The sequence below is a fragment of the Streptomyces sp. NBC_01224 genome (genome assembly GCF_036002945.1).
Lineage (GTDB): Bacteria > Actinomycetota > Actinomycetes > Streptomycetales > Streptomycetaceae > Streptomyces.
The window spans coordinates 304,341-319,929 of the sequence record NZ_CP108530.1 but is presented as its reverse complement, the minus strand read 5'-3'; the positions used below and the strand labels follow the sequence as shown (position 1 = coordinate 319,929).

Annotated in this window: 15 protein-coding genes and 4 pseudogenes; 9 read left to right on the top strand and 10 right to left on the bottom strand. The window is 67.7% G+C overall.

The window, feature by feature from the left end:
• Positions 1–4: 4 nt before the first annotated feature.
• Both OG609_RS45725 and OG609_RS45720 read right to left on the bottom strand, forming a co-directional pair.
• Positions 5–609 (bottom strand): annotated as a pseudogene (locus tag OG609_RS45725) (PP2C family protein-serine/threonine phosphatase); the annotation flags it as partial.
• A gap of 80 nt (positions 610–689) precedes the next feature.
• Positions 690–905, bottom strand: coding sequence for a DUF6243 family protein (locus OG609_RS45720; RefSeq protein ID WP_030988248.1), 216 nt, complete (start codon positions 903–905; stop codon positions 690–692).
• A gap of 459 nt (positions 906–1,364) precedes the next feature.
• On the opposite strand from OG609_RS45720, the gene OG609_RS45715 reads away from it, so the two are divergent.
• The gene (locus OG609_RS45715; protein WP_327278640.1) at positions 1,365–2,186 is read left to right on the top strand and encodes an isocitrate lyase/PEP mutase family protein; all 822 of its coding nucleotides are present in this window, start codon (positions 1,365–1,367) and stop codon (positions 2,184–2,186) included.
• Here OG609_RS45715 and OG609_RS45710 read toward each other — a convergent pair.
• Positions 2,152–2,650 (bottom strand): annotated as a pseudogene (locus OG609_RS45710) (transposase); the annotation flags it as partial. The gene OG609_RS45715 and the pseudogene OG609_RS45710 overlap by 35 nt on opposite strands.
• A 136-nt stretch (positions 2,651–2,786) precedes the next feature.
• Between OG609_RS45710 and OG609_RS45705 the strand changes: the two are divergent.
• The 3 genes and pseudogenes from OG609_RS45705 (at position 2,787) to OG609_RS45695 (ending at position 4,441) form a co-directional block, all read left to right on the top strand.
• On the top strand, positions 2,787–3,155 hold the full coding sequence (locus tag OG609_RS45705) for a hypothetical protein (RefSeq protein ID WP_327278639.1): 369 nt from the start codon (positions 2,787–2,789) through the stop codon (positions 3,153–3,155).
• 113 nt (positions 3,156–3,268) lie between these two features.
• A pseudogene (tpg, locus tag OG609_RS45700) lies at positions 3,269–3,727 on the top strand (telomere-protecting terminal protein Tpg); the annotation flags it as partial.
• Positions 3,728–4,225: 498 nt separating this feature from the next.
• On the top strand, positions 4,226–4,441 hold the full coding sequence (locus tag OG609_RS45695) for a hypothetical protein (protein ID WP_327278638.1): 216 nt from the start codon (positions 4,226–4,228) through the stop codon (positions 4,439–4,441).
• Positions 4,442–4,497: 56 nt separating this feature from the next.
• On the opposite strand, the gene OG609_RS45690 is transcribed toward OG609_RS45695, so the two are convergent.
• Entirely contained in the window at positions 4,498–4,881 is a 384-nt protein-coding gene (locus OG609_RS45690; RefSeq protein ID WP_327278637.1) for a MarR family transcriptional regulator, read from the bottom strand.
• Between the two features lie 834 nt (positions 4,882–5,715).
• Here OG609_RS45690 and OG609_RS45685 point away from each other — a divergent pair.
• The 3 genes from OG609_RS45685 (at position 5,716) to OG609_RS45675 (ending at position 8,870) form a co-directional block, all read left to right on the top strand.
• The gene (locus tag OG609_RS45685; RefSeq protein ID WP_327278636.1) at positions 5,716–6,792 is read left to right on the top strand and encodes a bifunctional DNA primase/polymerase; all 1,077 of its coding nucleotides are present in this window, start codon (positions 5,716–5,718) and stop codon (positions 6,790–6,792) included.
• Positions 6,789–8,357, top strand: coding sequence for a DNA primase family protein (locus OG609_RS45680; RefSeq protein ID WP_327278635.1), 1,569 nt, complete (start codon positions 6,789–6,791; stop codon positions 8,355–8,357). Before OG609_RS45685 ends, OG609_RS45680 begins: the two co-directional genes overlap by 4 nt.
• 126 nt (positions 8,358–8,483) lie before the next feature.
• Positions 8,484–8,870, top strand: a complete 387-nt coding sequence (locus tag OG609_RS45675) for a DUF6009 family protein (protein WP_327278634.1) — start codon at positions 8,484–8,486, stop codon at positions 8,868–8,870.
• 177 nt (positions 8,871–9,047) lie between these two features.
• Here the strand turns inward: OG609_RS45675 and OG609_RS45670 are convergent, their stop codons facing one another.
• Positions 9,048–10,220 (bottom strand): IS701 family transposase, encoded by a 1,173-nt coding sequence (locus OG609_RS45670; protein ID WP_327278663.1) that lies wholly within the window; start codon positions 10,218–10,220, stop codon positions 9,048–9,050.
• Positions 10,221–10,398: 178 nt separating this feature from the next.
• On the opposite strand from OG609_RS45670, the gene OG609_RS45665 reads away from it, so the two are divergent.
• Both OG609_RS45665 and OG609_RS45660 read left to right on the top strand, forming a co-directional pair.
• On the top strand, positions 10,399–11,589 hold the full coding sequence (locus tag OG609_RS45665) for a serine/threonine-protein kinase (RefSeq protein ID WP_327278633.1): 1,191 nt from the start codon (positions 10,399–10,401) through the stop codon (positions 11,587–11,589).
• A 197-nt stretch (positions 11,590–11,786) separates the two neighbouring features.
• Positions 11,787–11,930: pseudogene (locus OG609_RS45660) on the top strand (IS701 family transposase); the annotation flags it as partial.
• Between the two features lie 205 nt (positions 11,931–12,135).
• Here the strand turns inward: OG609_RS45660 and OG609_RS45655 are convergent.
• From OG609_RS45655 to OG609_RS46665, 5 genes are all read right to left on the bottom strand, one after another.
• Positions 12,136–12,465, bottom strand: a complete 330-nt coding sequence (locus OG609_RS45655; RefSeq protein WP_327278632.1) for a YidB family protein — start codon at positions 12,463–12,465, stop codon at positions 12,136–12,138.
• 650 nt (positions 12,466–13,115) lie between these two features.
• A complete protein-coding gene (locus OG609_RS45650; RefSeq protein WP_327278631.1) occupies positions 13,116–13,820 on the bottom strand; it encodes a bacteriocin fulvocin C-related protein in 705 nt (234 codons plus the stop codon).
• Positions 13,821–14,250: 430 nt separating this feature from the next.
• On the bottom strand, positions 14,251–14,619 hold the full coding sequence (locus tag OG609_RS45645; RefSeq protein ID WP_327278630.1) for a hypothetical protein: 369 nt from the start codon (positions 14,617–14,619) through the stop codon (positions 14,251–14,253).
• On the bottom strand, positions 14,604–15,071 hold the full coding sequence (locus tag OG609_RS45640; RefSeq protein WP_327278629.1) for an SDR family NAD(P)-dependent oxidoreductase: 468 nt from the start codon (positions 15,069–15,071) through the stop codon (positions 14,604–14,606). The genes OG609_RS45645 and OG609_RS45640 overlap by 16 nt, the downstream gene beginning before the upstream one ends.
• Positions 15,068–15,583: an SDR family NAD(P)-dependent oxidoreductase gene (locus OG609_RS46665; RefSeq protein WP_442818108.1), complete on the bottom strand. Its 516-nt coding sequence runs from the start codon at positions 15,581–15,583 to the stop codon at positions 15,068–15,070. Before OG609_RS46665 ends, OG609_RS45640 begins: the two co-directional genes overlap by 4 nt.
• Positions 15,584–15,589 lie beyond the last annotated feature (6 nt).

Genomic DNA, 15,589 nt, shown 5'->3' with positions numbered 1-15,589 from the left:
AGCGCGCGGGGTGGCCGGCGTTGACCAGTTCCATCTCACCGGTGGCGATGTTCAGCTGCATCAGCTGCGCCGTGACGAAGTGGTCGGGCCCGAACTGCCGCGAGATGACATCGTCCATGACCGCGTACTTCTCGGCCGGGCTGATGAAGACGCGCCGGGCATGACGGTAGGCGCCGGCCACGGTCGCCATCATGGCGGCGTCCAGGCCGTGGCCCATCGCGTCGATCACGGCCGCGTGCAGGATGTTGTCGTTGAGGGCGTAGTCGAAGCTGTCGCCGGCGGCGCGGTAGGCGGGTTCCAGGATGCCGGCCACCTCGACCTGCGGCACGGACATCGACGTCGGCGGCAGCAGGCTCCACGGCTCCACTGGATCTCCGCGGACATGCTCATCGGCTCACGGCGCCGGGCCTGGAAGAACTGGTCGGTGTAGGCGCCCTTGGTGACCAGTATGTCGGCGACCAGGCCGGAGAGCCGACTCAGCAGCCGCCGGTCGTCGTCGCCGACGGCGTCCAGGGTGAGGGCCATCACGCCCACCGTGTCGCTGCCGTCCAGCAGCGGCAGGTACATCCGGACGCCCGAGGGGGTTTGCGGCACCTCGACGACGCGCCCCCGGTACGGCAGCAGGGCCCGGACCGCGCGTCGCGGTCCGGGCCCTGCCCCGTGCGGTACCGCCCTGCGGCGGCGGTGCGTCAGCTCTGTGCGGTGTCGTCGCCCGCCTGCCCGGCGCCCTCAGCTGCGCCTGCCTTCTCGCGCATCTTGCGCACCAGCTCCGCCTTCTGGTCGGCTGCACCCTGGCGGTCGAGGTTGCGGTGCGGACCGTTGTTCTGCCGTTCGGCGCGGGACAGCCTCTTGCGCTGGCCGCCGCCCATGCCCACGGGGTTGTTGATGTTCTTGCTCACGGTCACGGGTTCTCCCGGTAATGATGTGAAGTGATCTACGGATTCATCGGTGTGGGACGGGCGGCGACGTCGAAAAACGTCAGCAGGGGCCCATCACGCTCTCACTCGTAAATCGGCGTCTGGAAGAACATGACAAAGACGTTACCTGGTTCCGTCGGCCCCGCACACCAACCTTTTCGCCGCCCCGGCGTCGGCCGGGCCTTCGGCGAGCGCCCGGGCCAGCCGTTTCCTTCCGGGAATCTCAGCACCGCCAGCACCCGCCGGTGGTCGCCGCCCGCCCGGGGCAGGTGAAGATGGGCGTTGCCGCCGCGGGCGTAGTCAGTGGTCGCGAGCACACTGACGGCATGAGAGATCATCTCACTTGAGCCCCACCGTTACGGGACAACCTTTTTAGGGGGTGTCCGGCGGATCAGGACGAGAAAAAGCGGTGCTCTTTCGTCGAACGCTCATGATGCAATGCCGCACATGGCAACGCTTCTCGACAAAGCACAGCTGTTCCGCTCTCTGCACGTACCGGGAACGCCGGTGGTCCTGCCCAATGCATGGGACGCGGCGTCCGCCCGAGTGGTGGCGCACGCCGGTGCCCCCGCAATCGCGACCACCAGCGCCGGGATCGCCTGGTCACTCGGCCACGGCGACGGCGACCGTCTGACGCGTGACCAGGCACTGGACGCAATCACACGGATCACGGCCGTCGTCGACGTGCCGGTCACCGCCGACATCGAACGCGGCTACGCGACCGACCCGGCAGGTGTGGCCGAGACCGTGCGCGGCGTCTTGGCAGCCGGAGCTGTGGGCATCAACCTGGAGGACACCCTGCGTCCCGTTGCCGAGCAGGCTGAACGGATCGCGGCGGCCCGCAGGGCCGCGGACGAGACCGGCGTCCCGCTGTTCATCAACGCCCGCATCGACACGCACCGCCTGACGCCCGACAACCGCACGGCCTGGCTGGACGAGACGCTGGCTCGCGCCCGCGCCTACGCGGCAGCTGGCGCGGACGGCATCTTCGTTCTCGGCGCATTGGCCGCCGAGGCGGTCAGGTCGCTCGTGGACTCTCAGCCCCTGCCAGTGAACGTCCTGGCCGGCCCTGGAGCACTGCCCGTGTCCGAGTTCGCCGGGGCGGGAATCGCCCGTATCAGCGCGGGATCCTCGATCGCCGAGGCAGCGTACGGGCTGGCCGCACGAGCTGCCCGTGAGCTACTGGCCCAAGGCACGACGAGCGCCGTAGAGGGCGGACTCGACTACGCCACCCTCAACGCCCTACTCCTGGCAGGCCCTGCACGCTGAGCATGCATCGGGTACGCAGCCAGAGCCGGATCGCCGTGGCCGTGACTGTGCCAGGGAAGCCGTGGGCCCTCTTGTCGTAGCGCGTGGCGACGGCTCGGGAGTTCTTGAGCCGATTGATCGTGCGTTCGACCTCGTCGCGGCGTTTGCAGATCTCGCTGTCGAAGTCGGTGGGGCGACCGCCCTTGCTTCCGCGCCGTTTGCGGTTGGCCCGCTGGTCCCTCGGCTCAGGGATGGTGTGCTTGATCTGGCGTCTTCGCAAGTAGCGGCGGTTGCGGCGTGAGCTGTATGCCTTGTCGCCGCCGAGGTGGTCCGGCCTGGTGCGGGGGTGACCGCCGTGCGGACGGGAAACGAGGATACGTTCGAGGACGTCGATCATCTGCGGCGCGTCGCCCCACTGCTTTGGCGTGAGAAGGAAAGGCCATGGGGCGACAACCGCCTTCGCCGGCGAGATGGATTTTGCAGGCGTGCAGAACGTGCCGAGAAGGCCCGGGCCGCGTTGGAGGAGTGGAACGGCTACTCACCCACCCCGGCTGAACAGGATGACCTGGACAGTGAGCTGGACCGGCGCCTGGCCCGGGTGACGGCCCGGTGAGCGACGCCATGCATATCGTTCTGGACGACACGGCCCTGGCCGCGACCGGCCAGGGCAACGTCCTCGCTTCCCGCCTCATCCACCGAGCCCACGCCGAATCCGGCTGGTTCCTGTACGCCCCGGCGTGCGCGCTCGTCGAAGCCGGCCGCGCCCGGCCCGGCACGGCCGAGCACCTGGCCGCAATGCCGGGTATCACCGTCCTGGACCTGGACCTGGCCGCCGCGCTGGCCATCGCCCGGCAGGAGACCTGGGCGGCGGCCCACAGCCAGTACGCGGCGCAGCCCACCCTCGACCGCCCCGACGGAGCGATCATCGCCACCATCGCTCCAAAGCGGTGGGAGGGCGAGCCGGTCCGCGTACTGGACCTCAACGCCTGAGCAGCGGCCGCCGATCTCGTTCCGGACGGGTTTGGCGGCCTCATTCCGCTGTGTCGAGCACGTGCGGCTCCCAGAAACACTGTGTACGACGGCCCAAGAACCGGTACGACGAGATCTCTCGCGTCCCAGCGGGGGCGGCTGGCCAGGGCCGCATCAACTTCTTGATGAAGCAGCTGAAGACGACGCGCGCCGTGGCTGCCGAGCTGGGCGTGACCCAGCGGTCGGTGAAGCGCTACCGCAAGGGCGAGCGCAAGCACCCGCCCAAGGACATCGCCGCGAAGATCGACAGCGCCGTCCGGTCCCGCTGGCAGCCTCAGGTCCGCAAGCGTCGGCGGAAGCAGGCCGCCGCCACCGGGATCACCGTGGAGACGCGGGCCCGCTTCGGTTACACCACGTCGGTCGGCACCACCGACGACGGCCGCTTCCGACGCCTCACTGTCCGCCTCCCCGCGACGTACGCGCAGCGCCTGTTCGACGCCCGCGACGCCGGGGCCAGCGACCAGGAGATGCCTGGAATCATCGCCGAAGGCTTTAAGGACGTGTATTTCCAGGACGTCGCTCGCGCCGCTGAGGACGCACAGGAATACCAGCGCGACATCGCCGGGCAGGCACTGGACAGCTACCGAGCCGAGGAATGGCTCCGCACCGCCGAAGTGGAACACCAGGAATGGCTCCGGATCTCAGCACTCATGACAGACAAGACAATGAAGACGTACGCCCCGCAGAACGACCCGCAAGGAATGACACCCCACTCCTGAGAAGCACGCTCCCGTCCCCCTGACCGTCGCGGCTGAGATCGCTTCGCGCGCCAGTGCGGCAGGTCAGATGCGCGGCAGCGTCCAGTGAGACAGGAATCGTAGGTGTGCGCCCGCCGCCCCCTCGCAGCCCATTTCCCCAGGTAGGCGCGCTGCTCTGTGAGGTGCGATAGCTGTGAGAGCAGCCGTCGGCCAGGGCCTGCTGTCCTCTGACAAGTGATCTTGACCGATGGTCCTCTGTGAGCCAGGTGTCGTTTTGGTCGGACATCCCGTTGGGCCCCTTCCCGGCCTGAGATGATCAGCGGGACCGTACGAATGAACGCAGAGGTGGGGAACATGGTCGGCCTGGTGCTGCTCGGCGTCTTGGTGCTCGCCGCCGGCGGGTGTGCGTGTGTGGTGTGGGCGGAGCGCGGCGGGCCCCGCTGGGTCCGCGGCGTGGCGACCGTGACGCTCGCCGCGAGCGAGCTGGTGCGTCGCTCCGAGAAGAACCGGCGCCAGAGTCTGAACCGGACCACCAGCGACGGCGAGTAGGAACAGACGAAGCGGCCTGAACCGGGCGGTCAAAGTCGTCTGGCAATCGGTCAAGATTACTTGTCAGAGGTCACCTGCGGCTGCTGCATGGTGCTGCTGATCGTCGTGGTGGTGGCTGGGATGGTGGTTCGTGGTGCAGCGCAGCATTTGCACGACCCGGCTTTCTTGCGGCGTTCGAGGGCGAGCTGTTCGCGGTAGTCCTCGACGGCCTGGTGGTACCGGGCGGCGAAGTCCGGGTCGTCCAGTCGGTCGTCGACGTCCATGTCATCGATGGCGCGCTGCGCCGCTGCAGTCGACTCGTAGCCGGCGAGCATCGCGTTGATCCGGTACACGCCGTTGCGCTGCTTGGTGACCAGGCGAGCGAGTATCAGTTCACGGAGGCCGGACGTGACGCTGGGGCGGCTCAGGCCCAGCAGGGCCGCGATCTGATTCTGGCCCATCTCGATCCGGCCACCGGACTCGCTGCGAGAGCGCAGTGCGAACAGTACGCAGTACACAGTCTGAGGCAGGTCCAGGGCCGGTCGTCGCTGGAGTAGAACTCCAGGCGGTCCAGCGTTCCAGGGCATCTTTGAGTCAGCCGTGGACCGAGGAGGAGCATCTCGCCGACCTCGCCCCCAGCGGCATCGTTCACTGCGGTGAGCACAGGGCATGCTCTTCCCCTGGCTCTAGTCTCCACGCTTCAGAGTTCCCTGCGCGGAGATCGGTCTCGTTGAGTCCCTGGTTCGGTCCCTCGACAAAAGCGCAGCTCAGAGGCATCTGCTCTGTCTGGGCGGGGGACTCAAGGGACTGAAGGGACCGAAAAACCCAGTTCCGATCATCACGGGTGCGCGTGCATGCGGACGCGTGAGACATGAGGTCTTCTATCGTGAGCAGTTCATAACTGCGACTTTCAGTCCCTTCGGTCCCTCGGTCGAGCCTCAAATGCCCTGTGACCTGCGCTTTTCCGTGAGGGACTGAACCGGGGACCAAAATGTGCCTGAAGCCTTCAGTCCCTCTCTACCCCGCCAGACGCCAGGACCCGACACGCCCGGCTGACTGGCCTGATCAGCCGCTTTGTCCAAGAAGCAGGCATGCCAACTCCCCAGGTGGCGAAGGGACTGAAGGGACCCAAGTCGGGAAACGGCTACACCCGCGCCCAGACCGCTGATGTAGGCTCTGACCTCATTGGAAATCTCAGTCCCTTCGGTCCCTCGCCTGGCAGTAGCAACGCTGTGACCTGGTCTTTTACCTTAGGGACTGAACAGGCTATTAGCCCCTCGGCAAGGACGATCAGCGTGCCGCGTCAAAGTGAGACCAGCGTTCCCCGCTCCACGGGAACCGCGAGTCCCTACGACGTTGCCCGCTGGTGCGCCGGGAACGGCTGGCCAGTGCACCCGCTGGCCCCTGGCCGCAAGACCCCGGCCGCCAACTGCCCGACGTGCCGGGACGAGCCCCACCGCCCTCAGGATTGTCCCTGCCATCCAGCAGGCCGGTGGTGCCACGGCTTTCACGCAGCGACCACGAAACTTGCTCTCCTGGACGCCTGGTGGGGCAAACACCCCACACTCGGAGTCGGAGTCTCCTGTGGTCCGGCAGGCCTCGTCGTCCTCGACATCGACGCTCACAGCGCCGAAGTCCCCGACCGGAACCGGCTTCTGCCCGGCATCCCGATCCACGAGAGCGTCAACCTGGCAGGCCTTGCCTCTGGGTTCGACACCCTCGCCCTGCTGGCCGCGCTCCGCAACCAGCAAAGCCCAGCAGACGACAACTCCACCCTGCGCGTGCGAACTCCGTCAGGCGGATTGCACGTCTGGTACCGGACTCCCTCTGAAGGCCCGCGCTACCGCTCCTCGGTGGGTTCCAGCCCGAAGGTCGCCCTCGCCTGGCAAGTCGATGTCCGGTCCACTGGTGGCTACATTGTGACCCCCGCTACCCGCACCTCCGCGGGCACATACAGCCCGGTCGGCGCAGCCCGGCTCCCCGCAATCCTGCCCCACTGGCTTGCCACCGAACTCCAGCGCACAGGCCACCCGGTTAACAACGGACCTGCCCCGGTTCCGCCACCACGCCCCGGCTCCCCACGCCCCGCCCGTCAGCGCGCCAACCGGCTCCTGGAACCGCTGCTCGACCAGGTGAAGGACTGCGCTGCCGCCACTGAGGGCACCGCCTTCACTGAGAAACTCAACCGCGCTGCCTACACCGCCGGCGGCCTGATCGCCTCCGGCCACCTCACCGACAGCGAAGCACGCAACTTGCTGACCGCGGCAGCCGACGCTGCTCGTCCCCATCGCAGCCGCCACAGCCTCGCCGTCATCACCTCTGCCCTGTCCGCCGGCGCAAGCCGGCCGCTCCATTTCAAAGGACGCCCATGAGCAGCGCCGACAGCCCACGCTTCGACGCCACTGCCGCAGCGCAGCAGATGCTCGATCTCGAAGTCCAGGCGGCACACCCCAGCCTGCCCGCCCAACAGAGAACCGCTACCGCGGCCGTTCACGAGCCACCAACGCAGTCGGGCCAGCTTCCGGGACTGCTCACCGACCGCGGCAACGCCAAGTTGTTCGCGGTGATGTTCGGCGACCAGTTCCGCCACGTCGAAGGCCTTGGCTGGTACCACTGGGACCAGTACCGCTGGAAGCGCACCGGAGGTGAGAAGGCCGCAGTATGGGCGGCGGGTGATCTGGCCGAGCAGATGCCCGCCACCGACCCGACCGGCCAGTTCACCGACCGCGACCTCGCTTCCCACCGCCGACGCTCCATGTCGACCCCCGGTATCAAGGCCATGCTCACCCAGGCCAAAGCCTCCCCGGCACTCGCTCTGGACCCCGACGTCCTGGACGGCGACCCCTACGCCCTGTGCACCCCGGGCGGCGTCGTCGACCTCCACACCGGCCACCTCCACAAGCCCGACCCCGAAGCCGACATGCACTCCCGGGCCACCAGCGTCGCCCCCGAGACGATGCCCACCCCCCGCTGGCACCGCTTCCTCCACGACACCTTCGGCGACGACGCCAAGGGCGAGGAGACCATCCACTTCCTCCACCTGCTCCTCGGCTACTCCGTCACCGGCGACGTCGGCGCCCAGGTCCTGCCCTTCCTCTACGGCACCGGCGCCAACGGCAAGTCCGTCCTGCTCGATGTCATGACCCAGATCCTCGGCGACTACGCCCAGGCCGCCCCGCCCGGCTTCCTCATGGAGAAGGGCAAGTTCTCCGAGCACTCCACCGAACTCACCGAACTCCACGGCCGGCGCATCGTCGTGTGCTCCGAACTGAAGCCCAACGACAAGTTCGACGAATCCCGGGTCAAGCTCCTGACCGGTGGCGACCGCATCATGGCCCGCCGCATGCGCCAGGACTTCTTCAGCTTCAACCCCACCCACAAACTCTGGCTGCTCGGCAACCACCGTCCTGAGGTCGGCACCGGCGGCCACGCCTTCTGGCGACGGATCCGCCTGATCCCCTTCGAACGCGTCGTCCCCGCCGCCCGCAAGATCGACAACCTGGCCAAGGATCTCGTCCAGAGCGAAGGCCCCGGCATTCTGCAGTGGCTCATCGAAGGCGCCGAGCTTTACCTCGATACCCGCGACCCTCTCGCCGGACCCGCGACCGTCCGCAGCGCTACCGAGGCCTACGCCACCACCGAAGACCACATCGGCCGCTTCCTCACCGAATGCTGCACCACCGACAACGGCGACCGCGTCGCCGAACGTGCCCTGGGCGACCTCCGCGTTGAACAAGGCCTGCTGTATGCCACCTACAGCAGCTGGTGCAGCGCCGGCGAAGGCATCCGCCCCGCCACCGCCCGCGCCTTCGCCACCCGCGTACGCCAGGAACTCTCCCTCGCCTCACCCGCCGACATGATGAAGTCCAGCGGCAAGAAGTACTACCCCGGCCTCGGACTTCTCACCGACGACGAACCCCAGGCCGGCCATGCCTGACCAGAGCGCCCGACACACACCCGCCAACCCGGCCTACCATGAACACGGTGCCCCCACCAGGGATCGTGCTCACCACATCCACCCCGGCCCGCAACTGGCCGTCGACAACGAAAAGGGGCTGCAGCCATGAGCTCGCTGCTGAACGAGAGCGACCTCCGCCACGAGAGTGCCGTGGTGTGGCTGGAGAACCCCGACGACCTCGACTACGTACGCCAGGCCCTCGACAAGACCGCCCGCCGCCGCGGCAAGCCCCGCTACGAACGCGACGGCCGCATGGTCGGCTACACCGAACTCGACGCCCACGCCGAAGCCGACCCCGACAGCGGCCTCCAACTCCGCCGCGTCTTCTTCCTTCTCCCGCACGACCGCGACGCCAACCCCGACGGGCCCTACCACGAAGGCGCCCCGGGCGAAGCCGTCGACCCCCGCACCATCGAACCCAAGCGCGTGGGCGACAAAACCCCCCGCTCTCAACGCGGCCCCGCCGCAGCGATAACAGCCCCCAGCACGTGAGCCTGTGGGGCGTTACCCCAAAGCCGGGTAGTTAGTACTGCAGCCGCATCTGGAGGTTGTGGCCTCGGCGTTTGTAGTGGGATCTGCGGGCTCGGGCTTGGCTTCGTCGTCGGTAGTGTGACCAGTGCAGGCGGTGGTCGTTGCTGTGGCAGTGGCGCGTGACGAGGGCGTGGCCCATCAGCCGGCGGATCTCCGGGACGCTGAGGGGTATGAGGTCTTGCTCGTCGCCTTCGGTGCCCCTTTTATGGCTTCTGCGGCGCGGGCGGCGGTCAGGTAGGCGTGCGCGGCCATGGCCAGGGTGATGTGGCGATACCAGGCCCGATAGAGGCGGACCTGGTAGTGGTCCAGGCCGCACTCGCCCTTCGCGCTCTGGAAGCACTCCTCGACCGCCCACCGTGCGGCAGCCACCCTGACCAGGTCTTTCTGGCGCGAGGTGACCGGCCCGAAGCAGACGTAGTAGGCGATCTCGCTCGGGTTATCGACGGAGCGTCGGGCCAGGACCCAGTGCCCGAAGCCGTTCTCCCAGGCGTACCGGATCGGGACGCGGGCCCAGTCGTAGATCCGCTCGCCGTGGGCGCCGGCGCCGCCCGACAGTCGCTTCCACCGCTGGTGGGGCTGCACCGCGACGAGGGCGTCGATACGGGACTCCCCGCCCTGGGTGGTGATCACGGTGTCGTTGACCTTGGTGGCCAGGACGTAGGCGACGCCGCGTTCCTCCAGCCAGAACCGTGTGTGCTTGACCTGCCCGTACGCCTCGTCCGCGGTGACCCACGCGAACGGGATGCCGGCATCGATGGCGCGCTGCAGCATCCAGCGGAAGTGTTCGTTCTTGGTCGCGAAGGCGATCTCGTCACCGATCCCGGCGGCGCGGCAGCGGTCCCGGTCCTCGGTCCAGGAGGCCGGGATGTAGAGCTCACGGTCGATCAAGGCCCGGCCCTTGGGGGAGGCATAGGCCAGGAAGGTGCCGATCTGGCAGTTCTCCGTGCGTCCGGCGGTTCCGCTGTACTGCCGCTGGACGCCGGCGGACTTGGTGCCCTTCTTCAGGAAGCCGGTGTCATCCCCGATCAGGACGGCGTTCTTGTCACCGATGGTCTCCACGACGTACTCGCGCAGATCGTCACGGACGGTGTTCTCGTCCCATTCGGAGTGGTTCAGCAGGCGCTGAACGCCGTCCGGCCGGAGCTGACCGACCTGCTCGGCCATGGTCCAGGCATTCTTCTTCTCCAACGGGACGAGCAGGCCGGTCAGATAGTCCAGAGCGCGATCCCGGGGCTCCGACCTGCCGAAATGACGGGCGAAGCGGGCATGGAACCCGGCTATCCCCTCGGACCACGACTCGACCTGCTCCATCGTCAACGCATCAGCACACAGTCACATCAACGAGAGCAACCAAGACCCGTCACGCCTACTGCAACCGCATCTGGCGTGACGGGACTTGGTAGCTGTCGTACCGCCCGCACCACCGGCGCCGGGGCCCCGGGCGCTGAGTCATACTGATGCGCCGAGCACAGGGAAAGGCTTACAGCGCATGGGGCACGGGGTGAACGGTGCGGGCCTGCCGGATCGTATCGGCGGGTATGCCGTGGAACGGGAGCTGGGGGCCGGCGGGATGGGCACCGTGTATCTCGCGCGTTCGCGCGGCGGGCGTGCGGTGGCCGTGAAGGTGGCGCGCCCGGAGCTCGCGGCCGACCCGCACTTCCGGGAGCGGTTCCGGGCCGAGGTCGCGGCCGCGCGCAGCGTGGGCGGCTTCCACACCGCCCCGGTGGTGGACGCGGACCCGGGGGCGGTGGCGCCCTGGCTGGCCACGGCGTACGTTCCCGGGCCCACGCTCGCCGCGCTGCTCGAAGCCGAGGGGCCGATGGACGAGGCGCGGCTGCGGCAGCTGGGCGCGGCGCTCGCCGAGGCGCTGGTGGCGATCCACGGCTGCGGCCTGGTGCACCGTGATCTGAAGCCCAGCAACATCATCATGGCCGCGGACGGCCCGCGGGTCCTGGACTTCGGCATCGCGCGGGCGCTGGAGTCGACCCGTCTGACGGCCACCGGTGTGGCGTTCGGGACGCCGGGGTTCCTGGCGCCCGAGCAGGCGCAGGGGCTTGAGGTCGGCGGCGCCGCGGATGTATTCGCGCTGGGGGCGGTGCTCGTCGCGGCGGCGGGCGGCAGCGCGTTCGGTGCGGGTACGCCGATGGGCCTGATGTACCGGTCGGTGCACGAGGCACCGGACCTGTCCGCGGTGCCGGACGGCCTGCGGCCGGTCCTGGCGGCGTGCCTCGCCAAGGAACCGGACCAACGGCCCACACCGGACGGCGTGTTGAACCTGCTGGTGCCGGACGGTACGACGTACTCCCCCACCGTGGCGATTCCCCCGCTGCCCGCCTACGCACCGTCCAACGCCGTCCCCCTGCACCAGGCGCCCACCGAGGCCGCCCCCGTGGGCGACGCACCGGACGACAGCGACCTCGCCTTCGTGGCGCTTGCCCCGGAGAGTTCCCTCCTGGTCGACGCCGAGGGTGTCGTGCTCGGCTCGAAGGCCGGGGACCAGGCGTTCACCTGGGCGGAGATCAGCACCGTCGAGTACGCGGTCGAGGGCCCCAAACACCTCAAGGTCACCGTCCGCCTCCACAACGGCAGCACCCACCAGTCCCTGCTCGCCGCTCGCAGGCGGGCCCGCCTCAAGGAGTGGCTGAAGGATCTGCCGCTGATCCTGGAGTGCTTCGTCTGACGCACGCACGCCGCCCCGTACGGCCGGCCGCTGCCCGGGATTCCCACGGGCCTCCCGATGTCAGGCGCCGGATCGGGTTCAGCGGCTACGACGGCGGCAAGGACAAGGGGCACTTCACCTCCGCTGCCGCGACCCTGATGGCCCTGTCGGCCTTCCCGGGCGCCCCGAAACGCGCCAGGCAGTGCCACACCTTCAAGATCGGCACCTTCCTGGCCTATGCCTCCCCCAAGGGCCGGGCCTTGACCGACCGTGAGCTCTACATCCCGGCCTCCTGGACCGAGGACCGGGACCGCTACCGCGCCGCCGGAATCGGTGACGAGATCGCCTTCGCCGGCTGCCCTGTTGTTCAGGAACCGATCGGTTCTTGGACAGGCCAGGGTGGAGGTAGTGCGTCGTACCCCAGTGCTGTCCAGCAAGGGCGTTCAGTTATTGAGTCGGTCCGGAGAGGCGGGCGTCCGTCACGAAACGGATTATGGGCTCCGCAGCAGAAAGTGCCGTCCGGGCAATTGCCCGGACGGGGTCAGCTGACATGATTTCCGCGGCTGGCTACCGGGCCGAGCCATCCTGCTGGAGCAGCCAGTCGTTGAAGCCGTCCAGAGTCTGGCTGAGAAGGTCGAGCTCGCCCAGATCGAGGGACGCTGAGCGGGACTGGATGAGGCCCTGATCGATCCGTCCGTCGGGCGAGACGGAGTCAACGAACGTCGGAAGCTTTTTCGTCAGCGTCTCAGCGACCGCGCTCTGGTCGAGCCCACTCGCCTGGGCAAGCCCGGCCAGGCGCTCATGGCCAAGCGCCGCGGTGACCTGGCCAGGAGTGACCGGCTCGTTCGGGCCGTCACCAAGCCAGGAACTGAACTGCGGGAGAACCTCATCGGCCATCACAGGCTGCCTCTCTCAGAGTTTGGACCAACTGCCCCGACCTCCTTACCCCCCCAAATGATCACTTCCAACAGTGCGACACGAACGTGTCGCGGTCGCCCTTCGGCCTTGGGGCACATCGGTACAGCGGTTAACGCTAAGCGTTTGATCTTGGTCGGATGAGGGCGGTGGCGTGCCGAAAGAACGTCCGGTTCGTTGAAGAGGTATGGGACGAGCATCGCGAGCGCGAGCCGCGGTTCGAGCGCAGCGCTCCACAAACGGCGGACTGTTGATCCGTCAGCCGCAGGCGGCCGACGAGGCTGCTGTGGTGGAGTTGCTGAGCAGGGTGGAGTTCATGCGGCGGGAAACCGGGCCGGAGCTTGCCCACCTGGTGGCTGATCGGCAGGGGCTTGATCCGTCGTGCGCGGCTTCACCCCGCCGTCCAGGTCGAGACGCAGTTCGAGAAGGCGTCACAGTTGGGGCCGCTGGTGTGCAATGAGGTGGTGATATTGACCGGCGCGGTCTTCCAGCAGCCGGTAACAGTGGAGATTGCCGCCCGCGAGGTGAAGTGTTCGCGCACGCGGTGGATGGCGACCGCCTCGCTGCGTGCACGGTGTTCACCCGCAGCGGTACGGGGTGAACACCGTGCACGTCAGGCCCCTATGCATCTGTCAGGCGCATATCATGCCGTTACAGGTCCAGAGATAGCCACAGCCGCACCCGGGCCAAGTCGAACTGCAGCCCACGCAGCTGCAATCAGGCTGGCAGGCGCTTCCGCGGTTGCAGTTGCACGTCGCGGCTGGCGCAGCGCTATTGCCGGAGATGGCGCGAGTTTCAGCAGTATCGAGAGGGCCGAGCGTCGACATGAGGCTGCATGCCTCGCTGCGCCCGAACGCGGCAATAGCCCCCGTCTCGACCGCCTTCATCCGAGCCTGGATTGCCGAGTCCTCGTAGGCGTAGGTCGCCTCATCGGCGATGATCGCTTCGAACTCGTCCAGCACACGGGTCTGCTCGGCCGTCATCTTCGAGTGCACGCGCCGGTAGCGTTCCACCTGCTCGACCCACAGGCTGCTCCGGACGCTCGGTGCCAGGCCAGCGAAAATGGCCGGCCTATAGGCGACAGGAAACCTGGCCAGCTCGATGTACTGGCCGACACGCGGCGACTGATTTGCCTGAGCCCAGCTCCGTCCGGCGGCCAGCGTCCTGGACTCAGCCGCGAACGCCGGCACCCTGCCGTTCAACAACAGCGCAACTGCGATCCCCGCTCCTGCGCTCAGCCGGAACATCCCCCGCCGCCCGATGCGGGGGCCCTCGGCCTGATTGCCGTCCGCTTGCCCTTCGCGCTCCGGATCACCAAGAGCACGCAGCACCAACACAGTCCGACGAGGCCCCAGTCGCATTGCCAGCCGAGAACCCATACGGACACCAGTCCAAGCCCGGACTCGCGTCCCCTCAACCCTGAGCAGGGTAGGCGCCCACGGAGTGCCTCGGTCCAAGGCTTGATCACGCCACTGCTGCACGTCACGATGCCCAAGTGGCAAGACTTCCAGACGCCCCGCCGATGCCCGCTCGACTCGCCGCGACACCTCCTTGCACAGGGCGCAGGAGGCATCGAACGCAAGGACCCAGCGACAAACCGTTTCCGTCATCTCTCTCCCTCTTCGTAGATGGAGTAACTGGCCCGGCGCGACGTGCGGGGCCATAGTGGTGGGGACAGAATTCCTTCTGCTCAGTGGGGCCTTGCCCTCGCCTGGCTCCGTAGCGGATGTTGGCACTGACGCAACGGGCAAGATCGGAAGAGTTCACTCAGCAGGAAGCGGTGACGTTGCCGCAGTAGATCCAGCCGTAGAAAGTGTGGGGCGTGCCGTTGCCGACGACGTACTGGACGTAATACCAGCGGTTGCCGGAACTGTTGTAGGCGTAGTGGCTCCAGCGCACCGTTTCGCCGGGGCCCGGCCGCCACACCTCGGCACATCCGGCCGCGTAGCACTCCCTGATCGGGCCATTGTTCAATGTGGTGGTTGGGGTCCACGCGGCAGCAGAGACCTCGCGGATTTCGGGGCCAAGGTTGCTCTTGTCGGCTGCTGCGGACGCGACAGGAGTCGTGGCGGTGAACATCATGGCCAGTGTGGCCGCGCCTATAGCACCTGCAGTGATCTTTACGCGGAATCCCATGGCTTTCCCCTCGCGAGAATCTGGCATGGACACGGCCATGATTGAGGAGAAAGGCCACTTCGATAAGACTCCGCGAGGAGGAATGGCTGATACCTCCTCCATGCTTGCCCTGTTCCACGTACCGCAATTGAAAACTTATGAGAATCGCCGTCCGGCGTGGAGTGGATCTTGCGAAGCCGTCGGCGGCCCGCTTCGGCGAGCGTTTCCGCAGTGCGGGCGACGGACTTGACTTTCTCGGTGGCGGACGGTTCGGCCGCCCATCGCGCGAGCGCGGCCGCCTTGCGGATGTCGCGTTCGACGACGGTTGCCGGATCTTCGGACTTGCCCAGGGCTTCCGGACGGCGGGCACACAGCAGGACAGTGTGGCCGAGCGCGGCGAGCTGACGCGCGGTCTCCCAGCCGATTCCCCGGTTAGCACCCGTGACCAGCGATACCGGCGCGGCGGTGTTCATGGTCTCTCCTCGGTGCGGACGATCTGAACCCGAGCAGCACCCTCGATGTTGACGCCGAGGATCTCCTTCGACCGCGCGACGTTGCCGGGCCGAGTAACTGCGCAGAGCGCGCAGAAAGTCGATCTCTCGGAAGGCGGGCCAGAGCTGACGTCACGGGGCCTGAACACGTCGACCAGGCCCGACGCCGTCCACGCGCCCATGGCCACGGGGCTGCGGCACAGTGAGTCCGAGGGGCGCTCGATCGTCAGTGTCGCGCCCTCTCGGGTGAGGACGTTGAGGGCCGCCTCTGAGACCCCGTAGGCGGGGGTTCCGCCGGACATGCGTTCCAGCGAACCGGACTCGCTGGAGACGTTCACCAGGCGCGGGTGTGCTGAGCGGCGCAGTAGCGGCAAGAACGCCTGCGCGGTCCGCCAGGCGCCGAAGAGGTTGGTCTCCAGGGTGCGGCGGACATCGTCGAGGTCGGCGAAGGCAGCGCGCCGGTCCCTTGCTCCAGAAGGATGACTTCGCAGCATTGTGCA